We start from the raw sequence: 14,360 nt of genomic DNA, 5'->3' as shown, positions 1-14,360 counted from the left end.
TGGTAACTCAAGGGTGAAGTATGAAATTACGTTATACTTCATCCCTTACCCGTCAAAATTATTCAACCCAATTGCCTCACCGCCTTTCACTGCCTACACTCGAGTTTTGATCAACTCTCACGGAAATTCCCCTAGTTAAACATCTTTGCCCCCTATTTCAGATATAAACTAACGGGGGAGAGACAAGAAAAACTAGGGGTATTTTGTGCGCCTGCTGACAACAGTTGCGGCTTTAAGCTGCTATTTAACTCAACGCCGCTCAGAAAAAAATTGTGCGGTTTTAGATGATGTAGTGCTAGATGAAATGACTAGTTGGGAGCGGACTGCTGTTGGTTTAGTGCCGACAATGGGAGGTTTACACGCTGGTCATTTAAGCTTGATTCAACGAGCTAGGCAAGAAAATTCTACAGTAATTGTCAGCATATTCGTTAATCCACTGCAATTTTCCCCAAATGAGGATTTTAATCGCTATCCCCGGACTTTAGAGCTAGATATGCAACTGTGCGAACAAGCTGGGGTAGACGTAATTTTTGCGCCCACTCCGGAAGCAATGGGTGTTCCACAGAAGAGTATACAAGAAGCTAAGGTTACACAAGTAATCCCTCCATCTGCTATGATAACAGGCTTGTGTGGTGGGTTTCGGCAAGGGCACTTCCAAGGTGTGGCCACGATTGTGACCAAGCTTTTCAACTTGGTGCAGCCTGACCGAGCCTACTTTGGGCAAAAGGATGGTCAGCAACTAGCGATTATTAAACGCTTAGTGGCAGATCTGAATTTTCCCATAGAGATTGTTGCTTGTCCAACGGTGCGAGAAGCCTCTGGTTTGGCCTTAAGTTCTCGCAATCAATATTTGACTGCAACTCAAAAACAGCAAGCTGCGGTGTTATATCGCGGCTTACAAAAGGCTGAGGCTATTTTTAAGTCAGGGGTGCGCAATCGCAGTCAGCTGATCGCCGCAGTGCAGCAAGAAGTAGCAATGGTCAGTAATGTCTTAGTGGAATATATTGAATTGGTTGAGCCAACTACATTGATGTCTTTAGTAAAAGTTCAGGAGGAAGGAATGCTCGCGATCGCAGCTCGGATGGGTTCTACAAGGCTGATTGACAACATTTTGTTGTCCGATCGCCTGCCGATTATCGCCATAGATGGCCCTGCTGGTGCCGGAAAATCTACAGTTGCTCGGCAAGTCGCTAATAAATTAGGTCTGGTGTATTTAGACACTGGCTCAATGTATCGTGCTGTTACATGGCTTGTACTGCAAAATGATATTCCCCTAGACGATGAATGCGCGATCGCAGAATTAGCTAGTTCTTGCGAAATTAAATTAACTCCCAGCCAAAATTTACAATCCCCCGTTCAGGTTTGGATTAACGGTAGCGATGTCACCCAAGAAATTCGCACCATTGAAGTCACATCTAAAGTATCCGCGATCGCAGCTCAAGGTGCTGTGCGCAAAGCCTTAGTTAAACAACAGCAAAGCTGGGGTAAAAGAGGTGGTTTAGTCGCTGAAGGTAGAGACATTGGTACCCATGTCTTCCCCGACGCAGAAGTGAAAATATTTTTAACCGCTTCTGTCAGCGAACGCGCTCGTCGCAGACAGCAAGACTTTAAAAAACAAAATCAGCCGGAAGTCAGTCTAGAGCAGTTGGAGCGAGATATTGCTGAACGTGACTGGAAAGATAGCACGCGCAAAGTTTCACCTTTACAAAAAGCCGCAGATGCGATGGAAATTCAAACCGATGGCCTCAGCATCTCTGAAGTCACAGATAAAATCGTTAGCTATTGTCAACAACTGTTCTCTCAAACCTCATCCCTGTAATTTTTTGTTAATTGCTGATGTGGATGTACAGAGGTGAGTGATTTAGCACCCACTCACCACTCTGAAAAGTTGCACTTCAAAAACTTGAGTGCGATCGCTTTAGCATTAGTTTTTTTTATCAAGCTTTTTATATTTAAAAATTTTTAATTTTATAATTAATACATCTAACTAAAGACTGATTTTCACATTATTGAATATTTCCTACTTAAGCGAGAAGTTTTTCAACTACAAAAATTAGCTAAATGTAATAGCAGCGCCCACCAAAACTAAGACATGGTGGGCATTGCCATATTCTAGATCGAGAAATTTTTGCCAAAATTACATCTGATTCCTATAGATAAATTATTATCATTTCAGTCAATGAATCTTCATACAAAAAAATACCCATATTTTCAGGCACACCCAGCAAATAGCTGTTTTAGTGAAAGTTTGTGGCTGCTGCCTACTTATGGAATCTGGGCTTTTTTTCTCTACACCCAGCAAAATCGTCCATCAATCCCTGACTCAAAAAAGGTGGGACAATTGTGCGAAATTAACCACGATGGTTTTTTGTCTTGACAAACTTTTTGCGAGCAATTTGGGAATTCCCCCCAGCCCTACTGGGGATTTAACTAATTTGAGAAGCCTGGTGTTTTAATTTTCACTTTGGTAGTAGAATGACGATGTTAAGTTTTATGTTCCAATATGAAGAGCATGAAACTAATCAAAACAAAACCTGCAATTTCCTAAGCTTCTAAATAGCTGTAAACTGGAAACCGGTACAGAGAGGATTTTACACAATGGCATTTCAACAGCCCCCCCTACCCTACGACTTTAATGCACTAGAGCCGTATGGCATGAAAGCTGAGACTTTCGAGTATCACTATGGCAAACACCACAAAGCTTATGTAGATAACCTCAATAAGCTTACCGACGGTACAGAACTTGCGGATAAATCCCTAGAAGAAGTAATCAAAGCCACTTTTAAAGATGCTTCTAAAGTAGGAGTTTTTAACAACGCAGCGCAAGTTTGGAACCACACCTTCTTTTGGAACTCACTTAAACCAGCAGGTGGCGGTCAACCTTCCGGCGCACTAGCCGATAAAATCGATAAAGATTTTGGTAGCTTCGAGAAATTTGCAGAAGAGTTCTCCAACGCTGCTGCAACTCAGTTTGGTAGTGGATGGGCTTGGTTGATTGATGATGGTGGTACTTTGAAAGTAATCAAAACACCAAACGCAGAGAATCCCCTAGCCTACGGACAAAAAGCACTTCTCACCTTAGATGTTTGGGAACATGCCTACTACATCGACTACAGAAATGCTCGTCCTGCATTTATCAAAAACTTCCTTGAGCAATTAGTCAACTGGGACTTTGCTGCGGAAAATTTAGCTAAAGCCTAAGTTTAGAGCCAAGCATAAATTATTCCGTCAGGACATTTTCAGGTAAATATACCAAGCAGTAGGGGTTTCAGCATTGCTAAACCCCTACTGCTTTTCTTAGGCTACAAGGTTGAGCTTACAGGATGTAAACCCAAAAAACCCCTGAAAATGTTAGGGTTTGTAGCTCAATCCAAGCTATTAGTTTTATTAATAAGGCTTTTTATCCAAATTTGAAACAAGAATGCAACAAATGGTAGGGGTATGGCAATGCCCATACGTGTCAACTTAACGCGAAACCCTTTTGGTTGCAAAGTTTTGTCCTCACTCTCAACCCCTCGCTTACCCAATAAACCGCCGTCACCCTGTAAGGGTGCGGCTAATTGAACATGAGCTTACCTGCGTGGGCTGAATTTTCTTAGCCCACAAAGGTGGGCTTTGTAGCGTTAGCCCCAGGCTTACAGCCTGTGGGCGATTTGTTGGGTAAGCCAGAGAACTTAAGTTGACACAGGTGGACAATGCCATGCCCTCTAGAATATATTGATGTGCCACTAATGTAAGCACTAATAATTGTTGAGACTTCCAACTGACTGGAATAGAATTAATACAATATAAAAAGATGCACAAAGACTTTTGAAACTTAGCTCTTGAGGCCTGACAAATTGCTGGATCAATTTGGATTCAAGGTCTCAAAACGTAGATTGTTTATACCAGCATTTGTACTTAGTTGAACTACAATCCCATAATATTATCCAGCCCCTAAAAGTACAGATTCAGGAGCGAAATAATATCTATTGATTGGCAAAGTTCTGGCTAAGTATAGATGGATTATTTTTCATAATTTGTAATTAGCGATTGAGTGCTAACTACATAATTAAAATTACTAATCACAGAAACTATAGGATTCATAGTTGATTTTTGAAGTATCCGTATTCGGATGGGTAATGCTATCTAAAACCGCATATTTTGGGTATTGCTTACCCGAAAAATCTGACAAATAGGCATATTTTCACCAAATCAAATCAGATTCCTATAGAGCTAACAATCTCCAATTGCGTCTTGAGACATAGATTTTCAAAACATAGAAAAACGCATTTGGTAGGTACAGCAATGACACATATCGAAGGCACCTTCACGGGAGCAGGAGGGCTTAACCTTTATTACCAAAGTTGGCAGCCAGAGGGGGAATTACGAGCGATTATTGCCATAGTCCACGGATTTGGAGCGCATAGCGGTTTATTTGTGGATGCAGTACAGCATTTACTCCCGCGAGGTTATGCTACCTACGCTTTTGACTTGCGGGGACATGGCCGATCGCCTGGGCAACGAGGACATATTAATTCCTGGGCTGAGTTACGAGAAGATTTACATACCTTTTTAACCAGAATTCAGGAACGAGGGCCGAGTTGTGCGTGTTTTTTGTGGGGTCATAGTTTAGGAGCTGCGATCGCAGTAGACTATGCTTTACGCTTTCCCCAAAGTTTGCAAGGGCTAGTCTTAACAGCACCAGCTTTGGGAAAAGTTAACCTCCCGGTGCTACAAGTTGCATTAGGGCGAATGCTTTCCCAAGTCTGGCCTAACTTTAGCCTGAAAGTGAGTCTGGATAAAAACTCTAAGTTACATAGTGCAAATGTAATTCATACTCAAGATCCATTACGCCACGAATATGGCACTGCTAGACTAGCGGCAGAGTTTTTCGCAACAGAAAAATGGGTAGAAAGCCATGCTAGTGAATTACAAGTTCCCTTGTTAATTATGTATAGCAGCGCCGATTCCATTACACCCCCAGAAGGTAGCATGGCGTTTTTCCAAAAAGTCAGCTTACCAGATAAAGAATGCTATGAATATCCTGGGGACTATCACGACTTTCACCTAGAGGTTAATTACCAAAAAGTACTAGGAGATTTGGTGAATTGGCTAGAAAAGCATTTAGAAGCAGAAATAGGCAATCCATCCGCTAGATGTATGATAAAAATACCTACCTTGCAGCCAGAGAATTTCACCAGGTAATGTGTTTCTTTGCGAAAAAGATACAAAGGTTGTCGTTGATCCCCAGCATGTTCTACATTATTATTAGTACAGAAAAGTAGAGTTTAAGGCAATGGCTCTGTAATAGCCAAATGTCTTAAAAGCCGATAATTCTGTCTTTAATAGAATCAAATTGAAAGGGTAAATTTAGCAGTCTTCAGGCGTTAGGTATCAAAAGTCGGCATCTGAGACATTACCTCGTCTGGCATTTATTTGGCTGAAATAAAACAAGAGAATAGATTATTCAATCAGACTGATATCCTGTGAGGGTGAAGGCTGGTAATTCAGATAAAAGCGGAGGCTTAGTGACAGAGTAACGCTGGCATTTTTGAATTATGAGTTATTCACCAAACTTGAGATTCAAGCCTGTTGATTGACAAAAGCATAGTTATCAGAAAATAGCCAATAAAACATCTGATAACTGATAACGAGGGGAAGAGTGATAGATTCTTCTTTAATCAAATGTTATCTACAAATAAGACTTATAGAGCGCCTCCTAATACTGGAGAGGTAATTTTAGGGCGAACTTTGCTTTCGTTATTAGATGAAGCGTGCGATCGCTTTCCTAACTCTAGCGCTTTCAACCAGTTTACAGATACAGGCTGGCAACCTTTATCTAACCACGAATTGCGCACGGCTGCGGCGGAATTGGCGTTAGGCTTGCTGGATTTGGAGCTAAAAGCAGGGGATTGTATTGCTTTACTTATGCACAGCGATGTCAAATTTTGCATTGCTGATATGGGTTCTTTACTCGCAGGTTTGGTAAATGTGCCAATTGATTTAACCCAAACAATTGAACATATTATTTTCATCTTGCAGCACACAGAAGCAAAGGCGCTGATTATTTCTAATTTAGAATTGCTAGCGCAAATTCTGCCTTATTTAGAAAATACAACTCATCTCCAGACAATCATAGTTGCTGATGTGTCTGATGATTGGCATCAACAACATAAAATAGGGATGAAAGTATTTTCATTAGATGAAATTCGCTCTCAAGGTAGAGATAAAAATTCAGAATTTAGAATAAAAGAACTCAAAGCCAAAATCATCGCTGATGACTTAGCAACTATTATTTACATTCCGGGAATTACAGGAGAACCGCAAGGGGTAATGCTCACCCATGAAAATCTCTCTGCAAATGCACTCGCAATGTTTACAGGTATTCCCGATTTAAAATTTGGTTCTCAGGAGGTAATTCTTTCCTTTCTACCATTAACTCATGTTTTAGCTCGTGTTTTTGTTTACGGTCATATTAACTATGGGCACAGTATTTACTTCAGTAATGCCAATAGGGTATTAAAACACCTGAAAGAAGTTCAGCCAACAATATTTGCTACCGTACCTTTACTCTTAGAAAAGGTTTATGCAAAGTTGATAGACGTAGGAGATAAACACCCAAAACCGAGTAAAAAAGTAAAAGAAAATTTACCACATCAGCGCGTTACCATCTTACCCTTTAGGTTTCCCACTGCAAGGGAGGCGAAAACAGCACTTTCTAACCTACGAGAAGCTACTTTAAAATTATCTACAACGGGAAGAAACTTAAAAACGCATTTACTCTCTTCTCGTAACGCTATTTCCGCCAGACAACTTTATCTTCCCATATCCCAATCGATGATGAAATGGGCAGTAAAATTAGCTCAAAAATATGAATTGGGTAAAAAATTACAACATCACGATGCTTTGATGTTGAAAGTAGCAGATAGTTTTGTATTTTCCCAATGGCGTGCTGTTTTTGGTGGGAATATTAAATACTTAATTAGTGGAGGTGCAGCTTTAAAACCAGAGATTGTAAATTTATTTGCGGCTGCGGGAATCAAGATTTTACAGGGATATGGTTTAACAGAAACCAGTTCAGCAGTAAGTTGTAATCGCAGTCAATACAACCGTGCAGGAACCGTAGGCGTACCCATTGCAGGTGTAGAAGTTACTCTTGCTGAAGATGGGGAAATTCTTACGAAAAGTCCCTACAATACCCAAGGTTATTACAAAAATACAGCAGCTACTCAGCAATTAATTGATGTTCAAGGTTGGTTACATACAGGCGATTTAGGAGAATTTACCCCTGACGGTTTTCTCAAAATTACTGGCTTAAAGAAAAGCCGATTTAAACTTTCTACAGGTAAGTATGTCACACCCCAACCCATAGAAAGCAAGCTGGAAATATCTCCGTTAATAGCCCACGCTGTGACTGTAGGCGCTGATTGTAAGTTTTGTTCGATGCTGATTTTTCCAGATTTAGAAAATTTACATCAGCAGGCTATAGCTAGTGGAATTGATGTATCAACTGAAGAGTTGCTGCAACATCCTTGTATTATCGCTTTATATCAAGCGTTAGTCGATGAAGCGAATTGTCATTTACCGTATTGGTCGAATGTAAAACGATTCCAGCTTATTAATTTTAACCTGACTGTTGAGAATGGTATGTTGACATCAACTCAGGAGGTAAATAGGGTCAAAATTTTAGAGGTGTTTGCTCAAGAAATTAATGCAATGTATGAAGAAAAGAGGGCAGCAAGGGCGGGAAATGTCACAATAGAACAAATAAATGATTTATGTCCAGCTAATCAGACTTTTTCTTGTCCTACGTTTGCGCAGTCTCTTAATTCGTAATGCTTAGTGGGGAAGGGTATTAAGAAACGAACCGCGAAGTACGCAAAGGGCGCGAAGTTAAGAGAGTTATAGAGAGTTTTTGGCTGAGTACTATGATTTTTTGAGAGTTAGGTAGTTAATTCAATCCAAAATCCAAAATCTAAAATCTAAAATTCAAATAGGAAGGGTGATGTATGTTTAAGCCGTTCCGAACAGCCGCAGTATTGGGTGCGGGGGTGATGGGAACTCAAATCGCCGCCCATTTAGCGAATGCTGGTTTAACAGTTCAATTATTAGATATTGCGGCTAAAGGTGGCAATAAAAATGAGATTGTAGAAACAGCTTTTAAAAAAGCACTCAAGCAATCTCCGCCAATTTTATTTACAGAAAAAACAGCCCGTCGCATTATTTTAGGCAATTTTGACGAACATTTTCACCGCATTGCTAATGTTGATTGGGTAATTGAAGTTGTTGTAGAAAATCTCGCTATTAAACAAGATTTGATGGCGCGAATTGAAAGTACAATTAGGGATGATGCGGTGGTGTCTACTAATACTAGTGGATTACCCATCAATGAAATTGCTCAAGGGCGTTCAGAAGCTTTTCGTCAGCGGTTTTTAGGTACTCACTTTTTTAATCCTCCTCGATATCTCAAATTATTAGAGTTAATTCCTACACCGGATACTGATACGCAAATCCTCGCAAGAATGCAATGGTTCGGTAGGATACACCTGGGTAAAGGTGTAGTGGTAGCTAAAGATACACCCAACTTTATTGCTAACCGCATCGGGATGTATGCAACGATGTTGGGGATTAAGGGTGTGACTGAGCAAGGTTATACAATAGAAGAAATTGATACGTTAACAGGAGTCATCGCCGGACGACCAAAATCAGCGACATTCCGCACGGCTGACTTGGTAGGATTAGATACATTAATGTATGTGGCTAGGAACCTTTACCCAGCTATTCCCGACGATGAAAGCCGGGAGGTTTTGCGAGTACCAGCGTTAATGAAAAAACTCGTAGAAACTGGGACGTTAGGGGCAAAAACAGGTCAAGGATTTTACAAAAAGCAAGGTAAGGAAATTCTCTCGATTAATCCGACGACTTTAGCTTATGAAGCCGCGAAACCGTTAGATTTAGGGGATATTGAAGCGATTGGGAAAATTAGTGATTTAGGCGATCGCCTCCGCAAACTCTACCACGATCCTGGTCGTGCAGGTAAATTCTTCCGTCAATCCACCTTAGAAATATTAGGTTATAGCGCCCGTCGCATTCCCGAAATAGCCGATAAACCCGCAGATATAGACAGGGCGATTCGTTGGGGTTTTGGTTGGGAACTCGGCCCCTTTGAAATTTGGGATATCCTCGGTTTTGAGACTGTATTAGCAGACATGAAAGCGGCGGATATATCTGTGCCAGAGTGGGTAGAAAAGATGCACGATAATGGCGTACATAGTTTCTATCGCAAAGATAGACTATCCTGGGCTGAACAAAAAGTAGTTGAAGCCTGTGCTGTTTGTATTAGCGAACAACCAAAAGCGCCAACAGACGAAATTCTGATATCAGCTATCAAAGAAGATACCAAAAATATCTTGTGGGAAAACTCGGAAGCTTCTTTGTTAGATATGGGCGATGGAGTCGTTTTGTACGAATTTCATTCCAAAGGACATACGCTAACTTTAAAAGTTGTAGAAGGATTAGCTCAAGTCTTAGATATTATAGAGAACAGCGATTACCGGGGATTAGTCATTGGAAATGAAAGTGCAAACTTCTCCGGTGGCGCGAATTTGGCAGAAATGGCTATGTTAGCGCAAACAGATAACGGTAAAGGTATTGCTGACTTAATCGTCAAATTCCAAGCATTACTCCAACGGATTAAATATTTCCCCAAACCAATTGTTGCAGCGATTGTGGGGCGAGTTTTAGGCGGAGGTTGTGAATTAGTTTTAGCTTGTCCTCATGTGGTAGCAGCAGCAGAAACTTATATTGGATTAGTAGAACTCAGTGTAGGTTTAATTCCTGGCGCTGGTGGGATTATGCGCATGGTTACCTGGGCTAATGACAAAGCCGCTAGTGAATCACCCCAAGATATTCAACCCTTCCTCAGGAAAGTGTTTGAAACCATTGGGATGGCGAAGGTTTCTAGTAGCGCTTATGAAGGACAAGAATTAGGCTACCTTTCGCCCACAACCAAAATTGTGATGAATTCCGACAGGCTTTTATCTGTGGCGAAAGAGGAAGTGCTGTGTTTGGATAGGATAGGTTATACACCACCTACAGAACGTAATGCCATCATGGTGTTAGGGCGTCAAGCGCGGGCGATGTTGGAACACGCGGCGTATGTGATGCAGCAGGGCGGTTATATTTCTGAATATGACCATTATTTAGCTAGTCGTTTGGCGTATGTGATGACTGGAGGGGAATTAACTGCGCCAGCGTTGGTTGATGAGGATTATTTATCGAAATTGGAAAGAGAGTCCTTTTTACCACTATTACACCAACCAAAAACCCAAGAAAGATTTGCACATACTTTGAAAACCAAAAAACCTCTCAGAAACTAGCGCAAAAACCCTTTCAAACCCTCTTCTCTTTGCGATCTTCGTGTCTTCGTGGTTCGTTTAAAAAAATTCATAACGAACCGCAAAGGCGCAAAGAACACGAAGGAAGAGGAGAAAGAGAATTATCTCTTTTACCTTATTTATCAATAGGTGGGAGTTATTTATGAAAGATGCCTATATAGTGAGTAGCGTTCGCACGCCTGTAGGAAAAGCACCACGAGGAACTCTACATAATATGCGTCCTGATGATATGGGTGCAGTTGTAGTTAAAGCAGCAATTGAACGAGTTAAAGATTTAGAACCTATATATATTGATGATGTGATTATGGGTTGTGCTTTCCCAGAAGCAGAACAGGGATTTAATATTGGAAGGTTAATCGCCCAACGTGCAGGTTTACCTGATTCTGTTGCCGGAATGACAGTAAATCGCTTCTGTGCTTCGGGATTGCAAAGTATTGCGATCGCATCTCAAGCAATTATGGCAGGACACGCGGAGGTAATTGTTGCTGGTGGTACGGAATCGATGAGTTTGATTCCGATGGGCGGGCATTATTTAGCCCCTAACCCCAATATGATGGTAGATATGCCTAAGGTGTACTGCACGATGGGGATTACCGCCGAAAACGTCATGCAGCATTACGAAATCTCTCGTCAAGAACAAGATGCTTTTGCGCTGCGTTCCCACCAAAAGGCTGTGGTTGCTATTAGACAAGGACGATTTACAGAGGAAACTGTACCGCTAACAGTGCAAGAAGTACTCTATGTTGAAGGGACTCCGCGCCCAATAGAAAAGGTATTGACGGTAGACGAAGGGCCGCGTCCGGATACCAGTATGGAAGCCTTGATGAAATTGCAACCTGTATTTCGCATGGGTGGTGGTGTAACTGCGGGTAATTCATCGCAAATGTCAGACGGTGCAGCTGCTACAGTGGTGATGAGCGATCGCATGGTGCGGATGCTCGATGTCCATCCAATGGGTAAAATGTTAGGCTATGCGGTTGCAGGTGTCGCCCCGGAAATTATGGGTATTGGCCCTGTGGAAGCTGTTCCCAAAGTTTTAAAACAAGTCGGTCTTACCTTAAACGATATTGGGTTAATCGAACTCAACGAAGCCTTTGCAGCTCAAAGTTTGGCTGTAATTCGCAAACTCGGACTTAATGAAGAGATTGTGAATGTCAACGGTGGTGCGATCGCTTTGGGACATCCCCTGGGTTGTACTGGTGCGAAACTTACAGCTACTCTCTTCCACGAAATGAAACGGCGTAGCGTCCGTTATGGTTTGGTGACGATGTGTGTAGGCGGTGGAATGGGTGCTGCGGCGGTGTTTGAGAATTTGATGATTTAAGGAAGAAGGCAGGAGGCAGAGGGCAGAAGGCAGAAGGAAAGAATTTTCAAACTCTCTTTTTCTTTCTCTGCGCCTCTGCGTCTCTGCGTGAGATTTTAATACCTTTATTCACATGGGTGAAAACATAATGAACCTTATTCATCCAATCATAATAGTTTCAACGCTAGTTTTCCTATTACTATTGCTTGGTTACATTGGCGTTCCTTTATGGGTTTGGTCGCTATATTTCGCAACATTACTAGTATTCGTCCACGCCCCTATTTGGACTTGGGTAATTTTTGGTGCGATCGCTCTTATTTTCAATATCCCAATTATCCGCCAAAATATCATCACATCACCGTTAATCAAAGCCATTAAAGCCTTTAATTTATTACCCAAAATCTCTGATACTGAACGCGCAGCTATTGAAGCGGGTAATGTTTGGGTAGATGGGGAATTCTTCTCAGGTAAACCAAATTTTCAAAGAATTAATCAAGAACCATACCCTATAATTACACCAGAATTGCAAGCCTTTCTTGATGGCCCTGTTGAACAGGTTTGTCGCATGGTAAGTGATTGGGAAATTTATCGCCGCAAGGATTTACCGCCGGAAGTTTGGGACTATCTCAAACAAGAACGCTTTTTAGGAATGATGATTCCCCAAGAGTATGGCGGTTTGGGATTTTCTAATTTCGCCTACAGTAATGTGATGACTAAGTTAGCATCCCGTTCTTTTACTCACGTTGCAACTGTGGGCGTAACTAACTCACTAGGCCCAGCAAAATTATTACTCCGCTACGGAACAGAAGAACAGAAAAATTATTACCTACCCCGTCTCGCTAGGGGTGAGGAAATTCCTTGTTTTGCGCTGACAGAACCGACGGCTGGGTCAGATGCGGCTAGTATTAAGTCAGAAGGAACGGTGTTTAGAGGTGATGATGGTAAGCTTTATCTGCGGTTGAATTGGAAGAAGCGCTATATTACCTTAGCTGCGATCGCAACTCTTTTAGGACTAGCTTTTAAATTACGCGACCCGGAAAATTACTTAGGCAAAGGTAAAGAAGTTGGCATTACCTGTGTTTTAATCCCGACGGATACACCGGGAGTAATTATGGGTAGACGACATGACCCAATGGGTGTACCTTTTTACAATTCGCCTACAGAAGGACATAACGTTATTATTCCTGTTGAGCAAATTATCGGTGGTGTGGAACAGGCTGGTAATGGCTGGAAAATGTTGATGCAAAGCCTAGCCGCAGGTAGGGGAATTAGCTTCCCGGCTAGTTGTACGGGTGTAGCAAAGTTAGTAGCGAGAGTTACCAGCGCTCATGCTGTGGTACGGCAACAATTTGGTTTATCGATTGGTCGGTTTGAAGGTGTGGAAGAACCTTTAGCGAGAATTGGCGGTTTAACATACTTAATGGAGGCGGCGCGAACTTATACCTGTGGTGCAGTAGATAAAGGCGAACAACCTGCGGTAGTTTCTGCGATCGCCAAATATAGTTTGACCGAAATCTCCCGCAAAATCATCAACGACGGTATGGATATTCTGGGCGGTGCGGGAATTTGTCGAGGCCCCAGAAATTTATTGGCCAATATTTATACAGCCACTCCAATTTCTATTACCGTCGAAGGCGCAAATATTCTCACCCGTACCTTGATGATTTTTGGACAAGGGGCGATTCGCTGTCATCCTTATGTTTATGCGGAAATTACAGCACTAAATCAATCAGATGTGAATGCTTTTGATCAAGCTTTTTGGCATCATCTAGGCTTGACGGTGCGTAATGGTTTCCGCGCCAAACTTCTCTATCTTACCCGTGGGAATTTAGCAGCTTCACCAGTTACAGGTGAGACGGCTAAATATTACCGTAAATTACAATGGGCTGCGGCTACCTTTGCCTTACTAACTGATATTGCCATGTTCTCCCTCGGTGGAACCTTGAAGCGACGGGAGAAACTCACAGGAAGGTTTGCGGATATTCTCACCTGGATGTATTTAGCAACTGCTACCCTCCGCCGTTTTGAAGCCGAAGGACGAAAAGCGGAAGACTTAGCTTTTGTTCACTGGGCGATGCAATATGCTTTTGCGCAGATGCAATTAGCGTTTGAGGGGATATTCCAGAATTTATTTGTCCCCGTGTTAGGTAATTTCTTGACTTGGTGGTGGCGACTTAATCCCATTGGTTCATTACCCGATGACAAACTTGGTGCTGAAGTTGCACATAAATTACAAACTCTTGGAGAAATACGCGATCGCCTTACCGCAGGTATTCATATTCCCCGCAGCAGCGATGAAGCATTAGGACGTTTGGAAAAAGCTTTTACGTTGTTATCCCAAGCTGAACCAATCGTTAAAACTATCAAAAATGCTAGCCATGCAGGGAAACTACCACAGCTAAAACCCGATGAGTTAATTTCCACAGCCTTAAAAGCTGGGGTAATTAGCGAGAAAGATGTTGAACTTATCTGCGAGGCTGAATTCGCCCGTAATGATGCGATTCAAGTAGATTCCTTTAGTTTAGAGGAGTATATGCAAGGAAGTCAAAGCTTTGCCGCACTAGTTCAGACTGTTGCCTAAGCCAGCCATGAACTTAGAATAGTTAACAACAATTTCGTGATTAAAATCCCCTCAAAATTTATCTTTTAGAGGGGATTTTACTATTAAGATGCATATA

7 protein-coding genes are annotated in these 14,360 nt (G+C 41.9%); all 7 read left to right on the top strand.

From position 1 onward, the window contains the following. Positions 1–205: 205 nt before the first annotated feature. The 7 genes from H6G08_RS14025 (at position 206) to H6G08_RS13995 (ending at position 14,263) form a co-directional block, all read left to right on the top strand. Positions 206–1,819, top strand: coding sequence for a bifunctional pantoate--beta-alanine ligase/(d)CMP kinase (locus tag H6G08_RS14025; protein WP_190543360.1), 1,614 nt, complete (start codon positions 206–208; stop codon positions 1,817–1,819). A gap of 779 nt (positions 1,820–2,598) precedes the next feature. Next, a complete protein-coding gene (gene sodB, locus H6G08_RS14020) occupies positions 2,599–3,201 on the top strand; it encodes a superoxide dismutase [Fe] (RefSeq protein WP_190543357.1) in 603 nt (200 codons plus the stop codon). 1,086 nt (positions 3,202–4,287) lie between these two features. Beyond that, positions 4,288–5,187 (top strand): alpha/beta hydrolase, encoded by a 900-nt coding sequence (locus tag H6G08_RS14015; protein ID WP_190543354.1) that lies wholly within the window; start codon positions 4,288–4,290, stop codon positions 5,185–5,187. A 480-nt stretch (positions 5,188–5,667) separates the two neighbouring features. Continuing rightward, positions 5,668–7,818: an AMP-dependent synthetase/ligase gene (locus H6G08_RS14010; protein WP_190543352.1), complete on the top strand. Its 2,151-nt coding sequence runs from the start codon at positions 5,668–5,670 to the stop codon at positions 7,816–7,818. Positions 7,819–7,991: 173 nt separating this feature from the next. Then, positions 7,992–10,361 carry a 3-hydroxyacyl-CoA dehydrogenase/enoyl-CoA hydratase family protein gene (locus tag H6G08_RS14005; protein ID WP_190543348.1) on the top strand — a complete coding sequence of 790 codons (2,370 nt, stop codon included), beginning with the start codon at positions 7,992–7,994 and terminating at the stop codon, positions 10,359–10,361. A gap of 160 nt (positions 10,362–10,521) precedes the next feature. After that, a complete protein-coding gene (locus tag H6G08_RS14000; RefSeq protein ID WP_190543347.1) occupies positions 10,522–11,703 on the top strand; it encodes a thiolase family protein in 1,182 nt (393 codons plus the stop codon). Positions 11,704–11,830: 127 nt separating this feature from the next. Beyond that, positions 11,831–14,263 (top strand): acyl-CoA dehydrogenase, encoded by a 2,433-nt coding sequence (locus H6G08_RS13995; protein WP_190543344.1) that lies wholly within the window; start codon positions 11,831–11,833, stop codon positions 14,261–14,263. Positions 14,264–14,360: the final 97 nt, after the last annotated feature.

Origin of the sequence: Calothrix anomala FACHB-343, assembly GCF_014696435.1 — a bacterium.
In the GTDB taxonomy this organism is placed as follows: domain Bacteria; phylum Cyanobacteriota; class Cyanobacteriia; order Cyanobacteriales; family Nostocaceae; genus Aulosira; species Aulosira anomala_A.
This window is presented reverse-complemented; position numbering and strand designations above follow the sequence as displayed.

Bases quoted from the DNA above. Each gene is read 5' to 3' on its own strand.
- sodB (WP_190543357.1), top strand. From the start codon at position 2,599: ATGGCATTTCAACAGCCCCCCCTACCCTACGACTTTAATGCACTAGAG.
- H6G08_RS14015 (WP_190543354.1), top strand. From the start codon at position 4,288: ATGACACATATCGAAGGCACCTTCACGGGAGCAGGAGGGCTTAACCTT.
- H6G08_RS14010 (WP_190543352.1), top strand. From the start codon at position 5,668: ATGTTATCTACAAATAAGACTTATAGAGCGCCTCCTAATACTGGAGAG.
- H6G08_RS14005 (WP_190543348.1), top strand. From the start codon at position 7,992: ATGTTTAAGCCGTTCCGAACAGCCGCAGTATTGGGTGCGGGGGTGATG.
- H6G08_RS14000 (WP_190543347.1), top strand. From the start codon at position 10,522: ATGAAAGATGCCTATATAGTGAGTAGCGTTCGCACGCCTGTAGGAAAA.
- H6G08_RS13995 (WP_190543344.1), top strand. From the start codon at position 11,831: ATGAACCTTATTCATCCAATCATAATAGTTTCAACGCTAGTTTTCCTA.